Consider the following 18,696-nt stretch of genomic DNA (forward strand, 5'->3'; position numbering starts at 1 on the left):
CGTCCTCAGGGATGGAGCAGTCGCCGATCAGGCGACAGTGGACGCCGGACGCCGCCGGCGGATCAGGACCACCGCGCCGGCGAGGGCGGTGCCGAGCAGGGTGCCACCGGCGGCCAGCGTGCCGGTGTCGCGGCTGTCGCCGCCGGAGCCGGCCGGTGCGCCGCCGATCGGGGTGACGGTGAACGTGGCGGTGCCGGCCGAGCTGCCGTCGCCGCAGGTCGCCGCCACCGTGTAGGTGCCCAGGGTGAACCCGGCGGTGAAGAGTTCGGCGCTCAGTCCGCCGCCGGCGGCGGCCGTGGTGGATCGGACGTTCTGGTCGCGGTTGGGCCCGGTGACCCGGAAGAGGGCGTCACCCGACTTCGGGTTGCAGGTCGTCGCGGTGAGCACGACGGTCCCACCGACCGGAGTGGTGGCCGGTGACACAGTGGTGTCGGCCAGTGCGGCGCCTGGCAGCAGGAGCGTGCCGAGGCCCACGCCGAGCGCCGCCGAGCAGAGTGCTGTTGAGACCTTCATACGCGTCTTCCCTCACTTTTCGTCCGCTGACTGCGTGGGACGTCGTTCGGGTGGCCAACTCCGTGACTAGCACCGGTGTGCCCAACACTAGGTGGTTGGGTCCTCGATCAGGTGAAAATGAGAAATCCTCGTTGCCGTCACGTGTCCACCCGAAGGCCGGGAGAGCTGCGCAAAGGCCCGGACGGCCCGAGCGGCACCGGTGCTCCGATCGACGTCCCCGCTGCCCGGGCTGTCGCCGTTGGGTCGATGGCGAGGTATGGCGTCGGCTGTCCGCGATCCGGTGGGCGTGACAGGTCAGCCGGCGGGCTGGGCGAGGATCGGCTCGCCGGTCTCCAGCAGGGTCTTGAGGTCGGCCAGCAGCTCCGGCCAGCCGCCGCTGCCGTCGAGTTGGCCGCTGATCGCCCGCCGCATCTCGCTGTCGGGGGAGAAGTCGTCGTGGATGACGGTCAGCCGGACGGCAGTGTCGCCGTGTGGCTCGATCTCGAAGGTCACCTTCGACCGACGCTCGGCGAGCCGGGCGGCCAGGTCCTCGGGTGACCAGCCGAAGTGCTCGGCGTGCTCGGGCTGGAAGCCGTGCCAACTGTACGAGAGGCGCCGGTACGGCTCGGCGACGAGCACCCGCTGACCGAGGTCGCGGGGCTCGTCGTCCGGCGAGTCCTGCCACAGCACCGGGGAGCCGACCTGCCAGTCGGACGCCATCGCGGCGCCGCCCCAGTAGCGGCGGGTGAAGGCCGGTTCGGTGAGCGCGGCCCAGAGCCGCTGCGGGGTGGTCCTGACGTAGGTGGTGTAGACGAATGCCTGACTCTCCATGGACTGTCGCTCCAATGCGGTGCTCAGGTCGGCGAGCGCGGCGGCTCGCTCGCGGTCGTAGCGGCTGAGCCATCTGTCGGCGATGGCGTTGATCGGCGCGGCGTTCAGGTAGTGCACCTTTTCCCGGCCACGCCGAACGCTCGTGACGAGCTGCGCCGCCTCCAGCGCCGAGAGGTGCTTGCTGACCGCCTGTCGACTCGTCGCCAGCCCGTCGCAGAGCTCGCGCAGGGTCTGGCCGTTGCGTTCGTTGAGCCGGTCGAGCAGTCGACGCCGGCTGGGATCGGCGAGCGCCCGGAAAACGTCGTCCATCGACCCTCCGTCAACAGGCAACCATGTGGTTGCATGTCAACGTAGGCAACCATACGGTTGCCTGTCAACCTGTCGCGGTGGCGCCTCTGGACGACGCCGAGCGCGGGCAGCCGCGACCGACTCCCACCCCGGGGCACCGTCGTCGGGTGGCGACGCGCGAGCGGGCGCGGCGGTGTGACAGCGTGGGGCGGTGACCGATTCCGCGCCGCTCGATGTCGACCTCGCGTTGCTCGGTGGTGGCGGCGCGGCGTCGTTGCTGCTCGCCGCGCTGGACCGGCACGGCGTTCGCGGCCTGCGCATCGCCGTCGTCGACCCGGTGCGCCGACGCGGTCAGGACCGCACCTGGGCGTTCTGGGGCCAGCCCGACACCGACCTGGACCCGCTGCTCAGCGCGAGCTGGCAGCAGGTCGAGGTGGCCACGGCGGTCCGGCGTCGGGTCCTGGACCTCACCCCGCTGCGGTACGCCATGCTCCGCTCCGGCCCGGTCTACGACCAGGCTGCCGCAGCCGAGCGTCGGCTCGACGCCACCCGGATCGTCGCGCCCGCCGACACCGTGCGCGACGACGGCACCCGCGTGCTGGTGCGGACCGGCGACGGGCGCACCGTACGGGCCGGCTGGGTGCTCGACTCGCGCCCCCGTCCACCGGCCCGAGCGGGGCGGACCACCTGGTTGCAGCACTTCCGGGGATGGTGGCTGGAGGCCGACCGCCCGGTGTTCGACCCGGCCCGCGCGGTGTTGATGGACTTCCGCACCCCGCAGCCGCCCCGGGGCGTCTCCTTCGGGTACGTGCTGCCGGTGAGTGACCGCTACGCCCTTGTCGAGTACACCGAGTTCTCGCCGGACCTGCTCACCGACGCCGGGTACGACACGGCGCTGGCCGGCTACCGGGACCTGCTCGGGCTCGACCCGGCCGGGCTGCGGGTGCGCGAGGTGGAGAACGGGGTGATCCCGATGACCGACGCGCCGTTCCCGGCCCGCCCCACCCCCCGGGTGGTCCGGCTCGGCACTGCCGGTGGCGCGACCCGCCCCTCCACCGGCTTCACCTTCTCCGCCATGTACCGCCAGGCCGACCAGGTGGCCCGCGCCCTCGCGGCGGGCCGACCGCCGGTGCCGCAGGCGGCGTACCCGCGCCGGCATCGCTGGATGGACGCGGTGGCGCTGCGGGCGCTGGACCGGGGCGGGGTGGGCGGCCCCGAGTTCTTCGACCGGCTCTTCGACCGCAACCCGGCCGAGCGGGTGTTGCGTTTCCTCGACGGTCGGACCACCCCGGCCGAGGAGGTCGCGATCATGAATTCCACCCGGCTGTTGCCGATGATCGTCGCTACCGCCGGCGACGCCGTGCACCGCGTCCGCGATCGGACCCGCCCCACCCGGCCCGCGCCGGCCATCCCGCCCGCCGTGGTCGGCGGGGCGCGGAGCCCGGACCGCGGCTGACCGGACCGGCGTCGACTGCTGCGCGGTGCCGCCTCGGCGTGCCGGCCACCCGTGCGGTCAGGGGGCGCTCAGCGCCCGGTAGGTTGCCGGGCATGGTGGACGCGGCGGCCGGCAGGGGCGTACAGATCTGGACCGACGGGGCGTGCAGCGGCAACCCCGGCCCGGGTGGTTGGGGTGCGCTGCTGCGCTACGGCGACCACGAGCGGGAGCTGTGCGGCGGCGAGGCCACGCCCACCACCAACAACCGGATGGAGCTGATGGCGGCCATCCAGGCGTTGGAGAGCCTGAATCGGCCGGTCACCGTCGAGCTGCACACCGACAGCACGTACGTGCGCAACGGCATCACCAGTTGGCTGGCGTCCTGGAAGCGCAACGGTTGGCGGACCGCCGCGAAGCAGCCGGTGAAGAACGCCGACCTGTGGCAGCGGCTGGAGGCGGCCTGTGCACGGCACGAGGTCACCTGGCTGTGGGTCAAGGGGCACAACGGGCATCCGGAGAACGAGCGGGCCGACGGGCTGGCCAACAAGGGCATGACCGAGGCGCGGGCGGCGCTGACCAGCCGCTGAGCTTGGGTCAGCGGGTCGCGTCCGGGTGCCCCGGCATGCTTGACCCGCCGCCGCTGCTGCCGGACGAACCGCCGACGACACCCGAGTTGTCGGGTTCGGTCACGATGTCCGGCCGGACGTCGGTGTCCGGCGGTGCGGGCACCTCGGTGTCCGCCTCGACCTGCACCAGTGGCACCTGGCCGGCCTCGTCCTCGCTGTGCTGCGGGTTGCCCGGCTGCTCACCCTGGCGATTTCGGTAGCTCACGCCGTGCCCCCCGTCGATGCCGGTTCGCGTCGGCGCTGGCTACCCGGCGTCGCCGCGGCCGAAACCTCGCGCCCGGTGTGGGGGTGTCGTCGCGCGTGCCCGACTCGCCGTGTTCAGCGTCGTCGGTCGCGCCGCGCAGGGGCACCGGAACGCGACCGCTGGCGGACCGGGGTGAGCGGCAGCGTCGTCCAGTGCGCCGGCCGGGTGAGCGGCTGCGGCAGGCCGGTGCGCGTGTCGCCCCGGGCGGCGTCCAGCTGGGTCTGGTGCAGGAAGAGGGTGCGCCGCAGGTCCGCGCCGCGCAGGTCGGCCCCGCGCAGGTCCGCGCCGGTGACGTCGGCCTGGCTCAGGTCGACGCCCCGCAGGTCGGCGCCGATCAGCAGCGCCCCGCGCAGGTTGGCCCGGCGCAGGTCGGCCCGGCGCAGGTCGACGCCGGGCAGGTGCGCGCCCCGGTGGTCGGCGCCGCCGGGGGAGCGGGCCGCGGCGCTGGCCTGCGACAGCAGCGGGTTGACCCGGTCCCGGTGCGCGGCGACGTCCACGGTGCGCAGCTGCGCGGGGTCACCCTCGGTGAGTGCCGCCGTCTCGGCGCGGGCGCGGGTCAGTTCCTCGCGCAGGTCGGCCGGGGGGTGTAGCGCCAGCGCCTCGGTGACGTACCAGAGCAGTTCGTGCAGGGGCCGTAGCACCGCGAACGCCTCCGCCATGGCCGGCAGCGTCTCCGGCGCGTCCCGCCAGTCCCGCCCGCCGAAGGTGACCTGGGCGACCTGCTGCCCCGCCCCGAAGCAGTCGAACACGGTGCAGCCGGGGAAGCCGCGTTGCCGCAGCTCGGTGTGGATGCCGCAGCGGTGGTCCGGGCGCAGGTTCGGGCAGGCCCGCCCGGCCGGCTTGTCGATGGCGAAGTCCGCCGATCGGGCGAACGCGGGCACCACGCAGCACAGGCCGAAGCAGCGTCCGCAGTCGGCCCGCAGGGGCGTCGACCCGGGCGACGGTGTGGTGCTTGGCGACACGTGGGTGGTCCTCCGCGGTTCGGGATGGGACCACAATTGTCCCGTGCGTCGGGCCGACCGGTCCCGGCGGGTGCACCGCGCTAGCTGGCCGCCGGGGGGCGAGCACCGCCCGGTGGCGGCACCAACCGGTGGATCGCCCGATCCCCGTCGTCGTGCCCGTACTTCTGGTCGAAGTGCCGTTTCACGACGTCGACAGGTGTGTGGTCGCCGTCGGCGGGCTCCGCGAGCGCGAACACCGCGGGCGACGCCCCGGGCGAGCGGGGCGGCAGCATGGCTCGCACGGTCAACGGCCCGGTCACCCGGAACCCACGGCAGTCGACGTAGTGCTGCCCGTCCACCAGCACGTACGGCACGCGCACCTCGACCACGTCCGAGTCGTCGTGGCGCAGCGTGACAAGGACCGACCAGTACCGGTCCAGGTCCAGGGTCGCCTGTTCGTGCTCCCACAGCTCCTCGAACCGGGCGTGCACGAACCCGCCCCACGGGCTGTCCATGTCCACCTCGAGCTGGGGGACGTTGAACGACAGCTTCCCGATCGGGAAGAACGAGATCAACGCCCGCCCGTCCCACTGGTAGAGCTGGATCGACGGGGACGCGTCGTAGAGCCGGACCTGGAGGCGCTGCCGCAGCCGGGAGTCGAGGGCTTCGGCGAAGGCGGCCAGGTGGCGCAGGTTGGTGCGGATCTGCCGGGGCACATCCACCCGCTGGCGTTCCAGCTCCTCCGAGCGTTGCTGCGCGGCGGTGCAGTCCGGATCGAGCAGCAGCAGCTGCACCTGGGCGCCGTTGCCGAGCGCCGCCCGGATCGCGCTCAGGGTCTCCTCGCGGTGTCGCTGCTCAAGCAGGATCGTCCAGGTGTCGAGGATGCGCACCCGGCGGCCGGAGCGGTGCAGCCGGGTCACGAACGCCTGCTGGTCGAAGCTCAGGTGCTCCTGCACCCGCGCCTTGCGGGCCTCCTCGAACAGCGGGTCGAAGATGACGTACGAGATGGCCGCGAGCACGACGCTGGCACCGAGGTTGAGCAGCAGGTCGCTGAGGAAACCGGTGCTGCGCCAGGCGCCGACCAGCATGACGACGGCGATCCCGAGCAGTGCCCCACCGACGCCGAAGGCCCGTCGTTGCCGCCCACCCCGACCAGCCCACTCGGGCATCCGGTCCCCTCCCGTCGACGGCCGGCCCACCGGCGCCCACAAAGCACCAGAATGCGGAGGATACGTGCCGGCTTTGCCGCTCGCTGTCCCGAATGGGACCGACAGTTGGGCCTGTGGCGGATCCAGCGCATCCGTGCGTACTACCACCACCGGTTCGCCGGCCAGCACGACTTCTTCGTCGACGCCGTGACCGACGAGGGCACCATGCGGTCGGCCTGGTCGCTGGTCCGCGCTGGCGGTGTTCGCCGCGCAGTTCCTCCACATCCTGCGCACGGCCGCTGGCGAGCGGCGCTGACCAGGTTCCAGACCGAGGCACGGCGACCCCGGGGCGGTTCGGGTCCCGCCCGGGCACCCCGCGTGACCACCTCGGCCGGGCCGACCCGATCGCCTCGGGTCGCGTACCGTCGTCGGATGCGGATCACCCGATTCACGCACGCCTGCGTCCGGATCGAGCACGACGGCGGGGTGCTCGTCGTCGACCCGGGGACGTGGAGCGAGCCGGCCGCCCTCGTCGGCGCGGACGCCGTCCTTGTCACCCACGAGCACACCGACCACGTCGACGTGCTGCGCCTGGCCGGCCGGGGCGTCCCCGTGTACGCCCCGGCCGGTGCCCGACTGCCGGACCTCGCCCCGCTGCCGGTCACCCGGGTTCGCGCCGGGCAACGCTTCACGGCGGCCGGCATCGAGGTAAGCGCCCACGGCGGCCGGCACGCCACCATCCACGGGGGCCAGCCGGACTGCCCCAACCTCGGCTACCTGATCGGCGACGGGCTCTACCACCCCGGCGACGCGCTGCACGTGCCCGACGAGCCGGTGCACACGGTGCTCGTCCCGGCCCAGGGGTCCTGGCTGCGCCTCGACGAGGCGATCCGGTTCGCCGCCGCAGTGGGCGCCGACGCCGCGTACCCGATCCACGACGCGCAGCTCAACGAGCGCGGCCTGGACAGCGTCGCCGGCTGGTTCGGTGAGACGATCCCCGGCTACCGTCACCTCCGCCCCGGCGACACCGCCTGACCGACGCCACCACCGGTGCTGATGGCGTTGAAGCGGGGCGCGGCGGCGGTCAGCACCGCGCTTGCCGTCGGCGCGGACCACCCGTCGGTCACCTCCCGCACCAGCGTGGCGACCAGGCGGGTCATTGTCGGTAGCGCCCCGGCGTGCAGCGCCTCGGCGACGATCAGCACCGACGACGTGTTGGCCCGTACGGCGGACCAACCGCTCTGCCGGTTCGTCCAGCGTCGGGCGTGGGCCCGTCCGGCGGCGTCGGTGAAGGTCACCTCGCCCGGCTCGGGATGTTCGGTGCCGCCGGCGAAGGTGTGGTATTCCTCGTCGCCGTGCGCGGGCCGGACCACCAGGTCACCGTCGATCCGGTCCAGGTCGAGCGCGGCGATCGGGGTGGCGTACGCGGCCGAGACGGCGTTGCAGAGGTCGACAAGCGGGTGGAGCCGGGGCAACTCACCGTCCAGGCGCAGCCGACGCAGCAACGCCTCCGCCGCGCACCGGTACCGGGTGGGCGGCAACCCCATCGCCGCGTACGCCCGCCGCCACGCCTGGATCTCCGGGAACCCGCTCTCCGGCCCGCCGGCCAGCCGGCTGCGGGCGGCGGCCAGGTGCTCGGCCGTCCGCCGTGTCACGTCGGCGGTGGCGGTGATGCCTGTCGCGTGGACCACACCAGCGACCAGATCGGGGTACGCGGCGCGCAGCTGCGCCGAATGCTCGAACTGCACGGCACTCCTATCGTTGGGTGAGGGCGAGGGTCACGCCGAGCGCGACGAACGTGCCGGCGACGGATCGCCGCAGCCAGTCGGTGACGCGGGGTCGGGTCAGCACCCGGTCCCGCACCCGGGCCGCGAAGATGCCGTAGCCGCTGAACACCACGAAGGTGAGCAGCATGAACACCGCGCCGCAGGCGAGCATCGCCCGGGTCGAGCCGACGGTGCTGGCGCCGACGAACTGGGGCAGGAACGCGACGAAGAACAGCGTCGGCTTCGGGTTCAGCAGGTTGACCACCACGCCTGAGATGATCACCCGGAGCGCCGAGCGGGGCGCGGGATCGGTAGTGGCCGTGAAGGCGTCGCGGTCGCGGGCGATGGACCAGGCCAGATAGAGCAGGTAGCCGACCCCGAGATACCTGACGATGTCGAAGGCCACGGCGCTGGTCTGCAACAGCGCGGCCAGCCCGGTCATCGCCGCCAGCAGGTGCGGCAGCGTGCCGAGCGTGCAGGCGAACGCGGCGACCACGCCGGCGCGGGCCCCCCGGGACAGCCCGGCGGAGAGGGTGAAGAACACCCCGGTGCCGGGGGTGACCACCACGACCAGCGTGGTGACCAGGAAGGCAATGGTCACTGTCGTCCTCCGGCCGGTGTGGTGGGGCGGTACCGGATCCACTCTGCTGCCAAGATGGTCCGATGAGCAGGGCCAAACCGAGGGCATCCGACAGGTCCATAACGGCGGGATCGGACTTTCTGCACCTGACCATCGCCGACGCGCCGCCGGGCGGGCGGGCCGACTGGCTGACCAACCGGTTGCGTCAGGCCATCGCCGACGGGCGGGTGCCGGCCGGTGCGCGGCTGCCGCCGACCCGGGTGCTCGCCGCCGACCTCGGCGTGTCGCGGGGCGTGGTCACCGAGGCGTACCAGCGGTTGACCGAGGAGGGGCAGGTGGCGGGCCGGGGCCGGGCGGGCACCGTTGTCGTCGCCGCGCCGACCGCGCCGGCAACCGCCCCGGCCGCCGTGCCGCCCCCGGCCGCACTGTTCCCGTCGGCTCCGGGCACCGACATCTTCGACGCGGTACGCGCGGCGAGCGCGACCATCGACCTGACGCCCGGCGTACCCGACCTGACCGCCTTTCCCCGCACCGACTGGCTGCGCGCCGAGCGGAGCGTGCTGCGCCGCCTCGCCGCGGCCGACCTCGGCTACGGCGATCCGTGCGGTGCGCCGGCGCTGCGCCAGGCCGTCGCCGCCTGGTTGGCCCGCAACCGCGGCATCAGCGTCGACCCCGCCGAGGTGATCATCGTGGCCGGCGTCTCCCAGGCGCTCGGGCTGCTCGCCCAGGCACTCACCGCCGTCGGCGTCGACCGGATCGGGGTCGAGGACCCGGGTTCGCTCGGCGTGCGTCAGCACCTGAACAACTGGCGGATGGACACCCCGCCGATCACCGTCGACGACGGCGGGCTACGGGTCGACGAGTTGGCCGCCAGCGGGCTGGCCGCGGTGATGCTCACCCCCGCGCACCAGTTCCCGACCGGTGTGGTGCTCGACGGTGACCGCCGCCGCCAACTCGTCGCCTGGGCGCGAACCGGCGGCCTGATCATCGAGGACGACTACGACGCCGAGCACCGCTACGACCGTTCACCGGTGCCGGCGCTGCGTGGCCTGCTGCCCGAGCAGGTCTGCTACGCCGGCAGCGTCTCCAAACTGCTCGCCCCCGCCCTGCGGGTCGGCTGGCTGCTCGTGCCGCCGCGGCTGCGCGAGGCGGTGGTGACCGCCAAGCGCAACGCCGACCTGGGCAACGCTGTGCTACCGCAACTGGTGCTCGCCGAGCTGATGACCTCCGGGGCCTTCGAGCGGCACCTGCGCCTGTTGCGCCGCCGACACATCCGTCGGCGGGACGCCATGATCGCCGCGCTGGCCCGAGCGTTGCCGTCGGCGACTGTGCACGGCGCCGCCGCCGGCCTGCACCTGATGATCACCTTGGACGACGCCGTGGTGGACACCGACCTGGCCGCGGCGACGTTGGCGCGGGGGGTGAAGGTGCAACCGCTGTCCTGGCACTGCCAACGGCCCTACCCGCCAGGTCTCGTGCTCGGCTACGCGGCCCGTACCACGACCGAGATCGAGGACGGCGTGGCCGCTGTCGCCGCCGTGCTCACCGCCGGCTAGGACCGTCGAGCACCAGCGCTGGGCTGGTCAGGCGGGAAGCAGCCGCGGCGCGCTGGCCAGCTGACGGACCCGCTCGTACAACTCGACGTAGCGCTGCGCCATCACCGCGGGGGTGAACCGCTGCGCGGCGACCCGCCGGCACTCGTCGGGGTCGAGCAACTCGGCCGAGCGGACGAGGTCGCCCAACTCCTCCTCGTCGGCGCTGAGCAGCCCGGTGCGGCCGTGTTCGATCAGCTCCGGCAGACAACCCCGGGCCGTGGCCACCACAGGTGTGCCAAGGGCCAACGACTCGACGACGGCCGTGCCGCCCGGCTCCTCCCAGCGCAGCGGGAACAGCGACGCGCGGGCGCTGGCGAGCAGGTCGTCGCGCTCCTGACCGGCCACGGTGCCGACCCAGCGGACCAGGTCGCCGTCGACGTGCGGCGCCACCTCGTCGAGGAAGAACCGCACGTCCGGGTTCTGTCGGGCCTCGTCGCCGGCCGCGGCGAGATCGGCGGGCCGATGGTACGGCCCGACCGGCCCCGCCAGGACCAGCGGGAAACCGACGCGATGCGCGAGTCGGGCACCCACGTCCTGCCCCTTGCCCGGGTTGATCCGGCCCAGGATGAGCAGGTGCTCGCCCTTCTCCGGTCGCGGTCGCCGGTCGGCGTCGACGGCGAGCGGGGTGGACAGGTGCACGTGCCCCACCGAGTGCTCCCGCAACGCCAGCGGAGCGCGGGCCAGTTGCGACGCGGAGACGCCGTTCACCCGGACCCGGTCGCCGCCGTCCAGGCTGCCGTAGAGCGCCGGGTGCTTGGCCAGGTCCCAGTGCAGGGTGTGCAGGGTCGGCGGCCCGGCCGGTCCCATCGCCGCGAGAGTGGCCAGGCCGACCGCCTCCACGTGGTCGTGCACGAGGTCGATGTCGTCGCGCGAGTGCAACTCCCGCACCACCCCGGCCAGGTGCGCCTGGGCGATCCCGCAGACCTGGTTGTACGGCCGCTGCAACGAGGCGAACTGCCCGTCGGCGAACACCGACACCCGTTCGTCCACCGGCAGGGTGCTGCTGCCCACCGAGGCGAGCACCACCCGTACGCCGAGTCGCCGCAGCTCCGGCACCAGCGTGGCGATCACGTTCTCGATGCCGCCGTAACCGGGCGGCGGCACGGCCAACCACGGGCCGGCGTTCATCAACACGGTCAGGCTCATCGGGCCCGTCCCTCTCTGCCGGTCGCGGTGCCTCCGGTTCGCGACTGCGGGGCTCGCAAGATCGGCTCACTCCTCGCGCTCACGCGGCGGCCACCCGGCGACGGGGCACCCGGTGGCGTAGCTCGTCAAGTGGTGGCCGTTCCTCGATGGACACGTCGCTGACCACGATCTCCCGGTCGAGGTTGGGCAGCGTGTCGGAGCCACCGCGCCGGAACTGGGTGAGCAACGCCTCCGGCGCCAGCCCGGGGGTGGCCCAGCCGCGCCGTTGCAGGCGGGACCAGGCGGTCAACATGATCTGGGCGGACATCCGGCCGAGGGCCGCCGTGTCCTGGTGCCGGTGCTTGCGCTCGCCGAGGTCGACCTGCGCCATCGCGTCCAGGCCGACCAGGTCCAACAGGTCGATCATCATGGCCGTCTCCACCCCGTACCCGGAGACGAACGGCACCCGGGCCAGCACGTCCCGGCGGCCCGCGTACTCGCCGGCGAGCGGCTGCACGAAGCCGGCCAGTTCGGGCCAGAACAGGTTGAGCAGCGGGCGGGCCATCAGCTCGGTCACCCGGCCACCGCCGTCCTGCTCCACACTGGAGGTGCCCACCAGCGGCCGGTGGTAGAAGCCCTTGACGAAGTCGACGGACGGGTCGGTGAGCAACGGACCGAGCAGCCCGCTGACGAAGTGCGGCCGGAACTCCCGCAGGTCGGCGTCGATGAACGCCACCACGTCGCCCTCGGCGGCGGCCAGACCGGCCCAGAGCGCGTCGCCCTTGCCGGTGAGTCGGGGCAGCCCCCGGGTCATCGCGTCCTGGCTGACCACCTCCGCGCCGGCGGCGCGGGCCACCTGCGCGGTCCTGTCGCTCGACCGCGAATCCACAACGATCAGCTCGTCCACCAGGGCGACCCGATCCATCAGGTGTTCCCGGATTGTCGACACGATGGCGCCGACGGTGGCCTCCTCGTTGCGCGCCGGCAGTACGACGCTCACCCGGGTGTCGCCCTTGGCACGCACCAGTCGACGCGCCGGCCAGTCCCCCGCCGACGTCGTCCGGTAGGTGGCCCAGGCCTCCACCACCGGTGACACGTTCGATGTCTCATCCCGCACGGGCACCCCTCCGTTCGTGCGTGGAAAAACCGAATTTGGTTGTTCCCATTCCTCAGCACGCGCTAACCGCTTTCTCGGCAACAGCTTGATCACAACGGTGACATCTCAGCGTTCCCGGGGGATGAACGTTTGATTGCGCACACCCCAGGGGACTGCTCCCATCGCTCATGAAAGGTCTTCAAAGGGGTGCCGAATGCAGGAATGCCGGGTGGGTCTGATCGGAGCCGGGGGAGTGGCGCAACGTCACGCCCGGGTGCTGGCCGGCTTCGACGACGTCGAGTTGGTCGGGGTGACCGACGTCGCGCCGGAGGCGGCGTCCGCGCTGGCCGCGCAGCACGGCGGGCAGGCCTGCGCCGACGTCGCCGAACTTCTGGCCAGCGGCCTGGACGCGGTGTACGTCTGCGTGCCGCCGTTCGCGCACGGTCCCGCCGAGGAGGCGGTGATCGAGGCCGGGCTGCCGATGTTCGTGGAAAAGCCCGTCTCCGCCGAGCTGAACACCGCCGAGCGGATCGCCGACCTGGTCGCGCGCAGTGGGCTGCGCACCGCCGTCGGCCACCACTGGCGTTATTCGACGGTGCTCGACGAGGTCCGCGACCTGCTCGCCGACCGTCCGGTGCGAATGGTCAGCGGCACCTGGCTGGACAAGGTGCCCCCGGTGCCGTGGTGGTCGCGACGGGACCGCTCCGGCGGCCCGGTGGTCGAGCAGGCCGCCCACGTGCTCGACCTGATCCGCGTGCTGGTCGGCGAGGTCACCGAGGTCACCGCGTACGGAAACGGCACCCCGCCGCCGGTCGACGGCGCCGACATCGACTCGGTGACCACCGCCGTCCTGCGCTTCGCCGACGGGGCGGTCGGCACGCTCAGCGCCACCTGCGTGCTCGGCTGGAAGCACCGCGCCGGGTTGGAGATCTTCGCCGACGGGCTGGCCCTCGCGCTGAGCGAGGACGGCCTGACGATCCGCGACGCCGACGGGGAACGCCACGTCCCCGCCGACCCGGAGGCCGCCCGGGTGGCGGTGGACCGTGCCTTCGTCGACGCCGTGCGGGGCATCGGCGACGACGTGCGCGTCCCGTACGCCGAGGCCCTCGCGACCCAGCGGGTGGCCCTCGCCGTCGCCGACTCGGCCCGCACCGGCACGACGGTGCGGCTCAGCGCGCCCGTCGAGCCGGCGCCGCTCACCAGCGGGGTGACGGTCGATGCGTGATCGCGTTGTCACAGTCACCGCGCCCGGTCGCGTGGAGATCGTCGAGCAGGACGCCGAGCCGCTGCGCCCCGGCACGTTCCGGGTCGAGACGCTGTTCAGCGGTGTCTCGGCCGGCACCGAGTTGAGCTACGTCAAGGGCACCAACCCCTACCTCAACGTCACCTGGAACGCCGACCTGGGGCTGTTCCAACCGGGCGCGGCGAGCACGCCGTACCCGGTGACCCGGCTGGGTTACATGCAGGTCGGCCGGGTGGTCGAGAGCGACACCCCGGCGGTCGCGGTGGGCACTGTCGGCGCCATGACCTACGGGCACCGCACCGGCTGGCTGGCCGACCCGGTCGCCGAGCGGTTCGTGGCGCTGCCCGACGACCTCGACCCGCTGCTCGGCGTCTACGTCGCGCACATGGGCCCGATCTGCGCGAACGGTCTGCTGCACGCCGCCGCCGACCTGCACGGCGGCGACGTCCGCGCGCTCGGCGACGGGGTACGCGGCCGCCGGGTCGCGGTGGTCGGGGCGGGCGTGGTGGCGCTGCTGACGGCGCTGTTCGCCAAACGCAACGGCGCTGCCTCGGTGGTGGTGCTCGATCCCACCCCGCACCGCCGACAGGTCGCCGAGGCGCTCGGTCTGGAAACCCTCGACCCGGACGCGGACGACCCGGCGGTCGTGCTCAAGACCCGGTGGGCGCACACCGCCGGCGACCGGGGCGCCGACGTGGTGTTCCAGTGCCGCGGGCAGGCGTGGGCGTTGCAGCTCGCCCTGCGGCTGCTGCGGCCCCAGGGCGCCGTCATCGACCTGGCGTTCTACCAGGGCGGGGCGGACGCGGTCCGGCTCGGTGAGGAGTTCCACCACAACGGCCTGTCGCTGCGCTGCGCGCAGATCGGCCGGGTGCCGCGCGGACTGGCCCCCACCTGGGACCGGGAGCGGCTCTCCGCCGAAACCGTCGACCTGCTCCGGACCTACGGCGACGTGATCCGTAAGCACCTGGTCTCCGCGGTGGTGCCGTTCGACCAGGCACCGAGCCTGCTCACCGACCTGGCCGACCGGCGCCGCCAGGAGCTACAGGTGGTGTTGTCCGGCTGACCTGTCCAGGCGGGCCCGCGGGGTGATCGGGCCGGCTACCGTTCGCGGGATGAGCACCTCGCACGGCCGGCCGGCCGACGACATGTCGCACGGCCGGCCGGTCGGACTGACCGCGCTGCTGCCGTACCTGCGGGAGCATCGCGGCACCCTGGCCGTGGTGGGTGTGTTGTCGCTTGTCGGCGCGGCGGCGTCGTTGGCCCAACCGTTGCTCACCCGGTCGGTGCTCGACCGGATCAGCGCCGACCATCCGGTCGCCGACCTGGTGGCGGTGCTGGTGGCCCTCGTGGTGCTCGCGGCGGCGATCGGCGGGCTGCGCGACTACCTCCTGCAACGCACCGCCGAAGGGCTGGTGCTGGGCACCCGGCGGCGGCTGGCCGGGCACCTGCTGCGGTTGCCCATCGCCGAGTACGACCGCCGGCGCACCGGCGACCTGCTCTCCCGGGTCGGCTCGGACACCACCCTGTTGCGAGCGGTCGTCACCGCCGGGCTCTTCGAGACCGTCACCGGGACGGTGATGGTGGTCGGTGCCGCGACCGCGATGGTGCTGCTCGACCCGCTGCTGTTCGGCGTCACAGTGTTCGGGGTGGTGCTGGGGTTGGGCTTCGCGGCCACCTTCGCCCGGCGGGTCCGGGCGTTGGCCCGCACCGCCCAGGAGCGGATCGGCGAGATGACCTCGGCGGTGGAGCGGGCCATCTCGGCGGCCCGGACCATCCGGGCCAGCCGGGCCGAGGCCCGCGAGACCGAAACCGTCACCGGCAGCGCCCGCGAGGCGTACGCGGCGGGGCTGCGGGTGGCCCGGGTGCAGTCGGTGGTCGGGCCGATCGGCTCGCTCACCGTGCAGGGCGCCTTCCTGCTGGTGCTCGGGATCGGCGGCGCCCGGGTGGCCGCCGGGGCGATCACCGTGGGTGACCTGGTCGCCTTCGTCATGTACCTGTTCTTCCTGGCCCTGCCGCTGGCCCAGGTGCTGCGGGCGTACACCCAGTTGCAGTCCGGCCTGGGCGCCCTGCAGCGGATCGAGGAGATCCTGGCCGTGCCGGCGGAGGGCGCGGCGGACGAGCCGGCGCCGGCCGGTGCGACGGCGACCCCGCGCGGCCCCACCCCGATGATCGAATTCGACCGGGTGGGGTTCGGCTACCCGGGCGGCGAGCCGGTGCTGCGCGAGGTCAGCTTCGCGGTGCCCGCCGGCACCCGGACCGCGCTGGTGGGGCCCTCGGGCGCCGGCAAGTCGACGCTGCTCGCGTTGGTCGAGCGCTTCTACGAGGTGAGCGCCGGGGCGGTCCGGATCGACGGCAGCGACGTGCGGGACCTGCCCCGTGACGCGCTGCGGGCCCGGCTCGGCTACGTGGAGCAGGAGGCCCCGGTGCTGGCCGGCACGCTGCGGGAGAACCTCCTGATCACCACCCCGGACGCCACCGACGAGCGGCTGCGCGAGGTCCTGCACGAGGTCAACCTGAGCCACCTGGTGACCCGCACCGCCGAGGGCCTGGACGTCCAGGTGGGCGAGGGCGGCGTGCTGCTCTCCGGGGGTGAGCGGCAGCGGTTGGCCATCGCCCGCGCGTTGCTCGCCAGCCCGCCGGTGCTGCTGCTCGACGAGCCGACAAGCAACCTCGACTCGCGCAACGAGGTCGCGCTGCGCCGCGCCATCGACGCGGTGGCCGTCCGCCGGACCCTGCTGATCGTGGCGCACCGGCTCGCCACAGTTGTCGACGCCGACCAGATCGTCGTCCTCGACGGCGGTCGGGTGGTGGCGGTCGGCACCCACGCCGAGCTGACCGCCACCGATCCGTTGTACCGGGAACTCGCAGCCCATCAGCTGCTGGTCGGCTGACGCCGGCGGATCGCTGTCAACTTGCCGGCGGCCGGGCCGCGCAAGCCGCTCGGAATCGCGTACCGTTGCCGCTCATGGGTGTGTCGCAACGGTTCAAGAGCAAGTTCCGGCGGTTCCTCCAGCGCCCCGGCTCGACCGTGGATCTCGCTCCGCTGGAGAAGCTGCTGCCGGCGATCGAGGCGCGTGCGGACGAGCTGGCGGCGCTCGACGACGCCGAGTTGACCGAGGCCGCGGGTGCCGCTGTCGGCTACGAGGAGATCTGCGCCGTCGGCCGCGAGGCCGCCCGCCGGGGCCTCGACCAGCGGCCGTACGACGTGCAGCTGCTCGGCGCGATGGCGCTGCTGTCCGGCAAGGTCGCCGAGATGGCCACCGGTGAGGGCAAGACGCTCACCGCCACGATCGCCGCGTACGGGCACGTTCGGCTCGGCAACGGGCCGGTGCACGTGCTCACCATCAACGACTACCTGGCCCGCCGCGACGCCCAGTGGATGGAGCCGGTCTACACCCTGCTCGGCCTCACCGTGGGCTGGGTCAACGAGGCCTCCACCCCGCAGGAGCGGCGCGCCGCGTACGCCTGCGACGTCACCTACGTCTCGGTGAGCGAGGCCGGCTTCGACTATCTGCGCGACCAGTTGGTCACCGACGTCGACGACCGGGTGCAGCCGGCGCTGAGCACCGCGATCGTCGACGAGGCCGACTCCATCATGATCGACGAGGCGCGGGTGCCGATGGTCCTGGCCGGCGCGGTGCCGGGCGAGCAGGACCCGGTGCACGCCGCCGCCGCGCTGGTCCGCGGGCTGCGCAAGGGCAAGCACTACACGGTCGCCGAGGACGGGCGCAGCGTGGCCTTCACCTCCGCCGGCCTGGCCGCCGTCGAGGCCAAGCTCGGCATCGACCTGTACGACTCCGAGCACGTCACCCAGCTCTCCGCGGTGCACGTGGCGCTGCACGCGCACGCCCTGCTCAACCGTGACGTGGATTACATCGTCCGGGACGGTTCGGTCGAGCTGGTCGACGAGATGCGCGGCCGGGTGGCCCAGCGCCGCCGCTGGCCGGACGGGCTCCAGGCGGCGGTCGAGGCGAAGGAGGGCCTGGACGCCACCGCCGAGGGCGAGGTGCTGGGCACCATCGCCGTGCAGGCGTACATCGCGCTCTACCCGAAGGTGTGCGGGATGACCGCCACCGCGGTGCTCGTCGGCGACCAGCTGCGGGAGTTCTTCGGCCTCGAGGTCGCGGTGATCCCGCCGAACACCCCGTGCATCCGCGAGGACGAGCCGGACCGCATCTACGCCACCCGAGCCGAACGCGACGAGGCGCTGATCGACGAGATCCAGCGCTGGCACGCCAAGGGGCGGCCGATGCTGATCGGCACGCTTGACGTCAAGGAGTCCGAGGGATTGGCCGCCGGGCTCAACGCGGCCGGGGTGCCCTGCGTGGTGCTGAACGCCAAGAACGACGACGAGGAAGCGGCGATCATCGCCGAGGCCGGTGCGTACGGCGCGGTGACGGTCTCCACCCAGATGGCCGGCCGGGGTGTCGACATCCGGCTGGGCGGCAGCGACCAGAGCGACCAGGAGCGGGTCACCGAGCTGGGCGGCCTCTACGTGATCGGCAGCGGCCGGCACGACAGCCGCCGGGTGGACGACCAGCTGCGTGGTCGGGCCGGCCGGCAGGGCGACCCGGGTGGTTCCGTCTTCCTGGTCAGCCTGGAGGACGACCTGGTCGTCCGGCACGCCGCCGACGCGGTGCCGCCGTCGCCGCGGATGAACGCCGACGGCCTGGTCACCGACGAGCAGGTCGACTACGCGGTGGAGCACGCCCAGCGGGTCGCCGAGGGCGTCAACCACGAGATCCACCGCAACACCTGGCGCTACAGCGTGGTGATCGAGCAGCAGCGCAAGGCTCTGGCCGCGCGTCGTGAGCGGTTGCTGACGAGCGACGTGGCCGCGGTGATGCTGTTGGAGAAGGCGCCGGAGAAGGCCAGCGAGATGGACGAGGACCTGCTCGCCCGGGTGGCCCGGTCGATCGCGCTCTACCACCTGGACCGGCTCTGGGCCGAGCACCTGGCCGAGCTGTCGGAGGTCCGTGAGGGCGTGCACCTGCGGGCGCTGGGCCGGCTCGACCCGCTCGACGAATTCCACCGGGCCGCCGTGCCGGCGTTCAACGATCTCATCCCGGAGATCGAGGCCCGCACCATCGCCACCTTCAACGAGACCGAATTCGACGAGGACTGGCAGCCCGACGACGGCACCCTGGTCCGGCCGACCGCCACCTGGACGTACCTGGTGCACGACAACCCGTTCGGTTCGGAACTCGACCGGCTGATCGCCTCGATCGGGCGGCGGCTCAGCGGCGCGTCGCGCTGACTCGACCTTCGGGGCCTCTGCGACACCTC

The 18,696-nt window shown here is 73.2% G+C and carries 17 protein-coding genes; 8 read left to right on the plus strand and 9 right to left on the minus strand.

The window, feature by feature from the left end; translation table 11 throughout:
• Positions 1 to 27: 27 nt before the first annotated feature.
• The gene (locus tag AB0B85_RS11650) at positions 28 to 513 is read right to left on the minus strand and encodes a hypothetical protein (protein WP_357406185.1); all 486 of its coding nucleotides are present in this window, start codon (positions 511 to 513) and stop codon (positions 28 to 30) included.
• 294 nt (positions 514 to 807) lie between these two features.
• Positions 808 to 1,632 (minus strand): metalloregulator ArsR/SmtB family transcription factor, encoded by an 825-nt coding sequence (locus tag AB0B85_RS11655; protein ID WP_357406187.1) that lies wholly within the window; start codon positions 1,630 to 1,632, stop codon positions 808 to 810.
• Between the two features lie 190 nt (positions 1,633 to 1,822).
• Here AB0B85_RS11655 and AB0B85_RS11660 point away from each other — a divergent pair, with 190 nt between their 5' ends.
• Together AB0B85_RS11660 and rnhA are read left to right on the plus strand one after the other, a co-directional pair.
• Positions 1,823 to 3,067: a lycopene cyclase family protein gene (locus tag AB0B85_RS11660; RefSeq protein WP_357406188.1), complete on the plus strand. Its 1,245-nt coding sequence runs from the start codon at positions 1,823 to 1,825 to the stop codon at positions 3,065 to 3,067.
• Positions 3,068 to 3,159: 92 nt separating this feature from the next.
• A complete protein-coding gene (gene rnhA / locus AB0B85_RS11665) occupies positions 3,160 to 3,633 on the plus strand; it encodes a ribonuclease HI (protein WP_357406191.1) in 474 nt (157 codons plus the stop codon).
• A 7-nt stretch (positions 3,634 to 3,640) separates the two neighbouring features.
• On the opposite strand, the gene AB0B85_RS11670 is transcribed toward rnhA, so the two are convergent.
• The 3 genes from AB0B85_RS11670 to AB0B85_RS11680 all read right to left on the minus strand — a co-directional run bounded on the left by AB0B85_RS11670 (position 3,641) and on the right by AB0B85_RS11680 (position 6,026).
• Complete coding sequence (locus AB0B85_RS11670) at positions 3,641 to 3,877, minus strand: preprotein translocase YidC (RefSeq protein WP_357406193.1); 237 nt, start codon at positions 3,875 to 3,877, stop codon at positions 3,641 to 3,643.
• A gap of 113 nt (positions 3,878 to 3,990) precedes the next feature.
• A complete protein-coding gene (locus AB0B85_RS11675; RefSeq protein ID WP_357406195.1) occupies positions 3,991 to 4,878 on the minus strand; it encodes a pentapeptide repeat-containing protein in 888 nt (295 codons plus the stop codon).
• An 80-nt stretch (positions 4,879 to 4,958) separates the two neighbouring features.
• Positions 4,959 to 6,026, minus strand: coding sequence for a DUF5919 domain-containing protein (locus AB0B85_RS11680; RefSeq protein ID WP_357406197.1), 1,068 nt, complete (start codon positions 6,024 to 6,026; stop codon positions 4,959 to 4,961).
• A gap of 411 nt (positions 6,027 to 6,437) precedes the next feature.
• Here AB0B85_RS11680 and AB0B85_RS11685 point away from each other — a divergent pair, with 411 nt between their 5' ends.
• Positions 6,438 to 7,040: an MBL fold metallo-hydrolase gene (locus AB0B85_RS11685; RefSeq protein WP_357406199.1), complete on the plus strand. Its 603-nt coding sequence runs from the start codon at positions 6,438 to 6,440 to the stop codon at positions 7,038 to 7,040.
• On the opposite strand, the gene AB0B85_RS11690 is transcribed toward AB0B85_RS11685, so the two are convergent.
• Positions 7,013 to 7,753: a phenylalanine--tRNA ligase beta subunit-related protein gene (locus AB0B85_RS11690; RefSeq protein ID WP_357406201.1), complete on the minus strand. Its 741-nt coding sequence runs from the start codon at positions 7,751 to 7,753 to the stop codon at positions 7,013 to 7,015. The genes AB0B85_RS11685 and AB0B85_RS11690 overlap by 28 nt on opposite strands.
• A gap of 7 nt (positions 7,754 to 7,760) precedes the next feature.
• A complete protein-coding gene (locus AB0B85_RS11695) occupies positions 7,761 to 8,372 on the minus strand; it encodes a LysE family translocator (protein ID WP_357406203.1) in 612 nt (203 codons plus the stop codon).
• A 62-nt stretch (positions 8,373 to 8,434) separates the two neighbouring features.
• Between AB0B85_RS11695 and AB0B85_RS11700 the strand changes: the two genes are divergently transcribed.
• A complete protein-coding gene (locus AB0B85_RS11700; protein ID WP_357406205.1) occupies positions 8,435 to 9,907 on the plus strand; it encodes a PLP-dependent aminotransferase family protein in 1,473 nt (490 codons plus the stop codon).
• A 27-nt stretch (positions 9,908 to 9,934) separates the two neighbouring features.
• Here AB0B85_RS11700 and AB0B85_RS11705 read toward each other — a convergent pair whose 3' ends face one another.
• Positions 9,935 to 11,092, minus strand: a complete 1,158-nt coding sequence (locus tag AB0B85_RS11705; RefSeq protein WP_357406207.1) for a glycosyltransferase — start codon at positions 11,090 to 11,092, stop codon at positions 9,935 to 9,937.
• Between the two features lie 79 nt (positions 11,093 to 11,171).
• Positions 11,172 to 12,155 carry a glucosyl-3-phosphoglycerate synthase gene (locus AB0B85_RS11710; RefSeq protein ID WP_357406428.1) on the minus strand — a complete coding sequence of 328 codons (984 nt, stop codon included), beginning with the start codon at positions 12,153 to 12,155 and terminating at the stop codon, positions 11,172 to 11,174.
• A gap of 226 nt (positions 12,156 to 12,381) precedes the next feature.
• Between AB0B85_RS11710 and AB0B85_RS11715 the strand changes: the two genes are divergently transcribed.
• The 4 genes from AB0B85_RS11715 (at position 12,382) to secA2 (ending at position 18,667) form a co-directional block, all read left to right on the plus strand.
• The gene (locus tag AB0B85_RS11715) at positions 12,382 to 13,392 is read left to right on the plus strand and encodes a Gfo/Idh/MocA family oxidoreductase (RefSeq protein ID WP_357406209.1); all 1,011 of its coding nucleotides are present in this window, start codon (positions 12,382 to 12,384) and stop codon (positions 13,390 to 13,392) included.
• Complete coding sequence (locus tag AB0B85_RS11720) at positions 13,385 to 14,473, plus strand: zinc-binding alcohol dehydrogenase (protein WP_357406211.1); 1,089 nt, start codon at positions 13,385 to 13,387, stop codon at positions 14,471 to 14,473. Before AB0B85_RS11715 ends, AB0B85_RS11720 begins: the two co-directional genes overlap by 8 nt.
• A 49-nt stretch (positions 14,474 to 14,522) precedes the next feature.
• Entirely contained in the window at positions 14,523 to 16,301 is a 1,779-nt protein-coding gene (locus tag AB0B85_RS11725) for an ABC transporter ATP-binding protein (protein ID WP_357406212.1), read from the plus strand.
• Positions 16,302 to 16,375: 74 nt separating this feature from the next.
• Positions 16,376 to 18,667: an accessory Sec system translocase SecA2 gene (gene secA2 / locus AB0B85_RS11730; RefSeq protein WP_357406214.1), complete on the plus strand. Its 2,292-nt coding sequence runs from the start codon at positions 16,376 to 16,378 to the stop codon at positions 18,665 to 18,667.
• Positions 18,668 to 18,696: the final 29 nt, after the last annotated feature.

It is taken from the genome of Micromonospora sp. NPDC049044 (assembly GCF_040649215.1).
In the GTDB taxonomy this organism is placed as follows: Bacteria; Actinomycetota; Actinomycetes; order Mycobacteriales; family Micromonosporaceae; genus Micromonospora.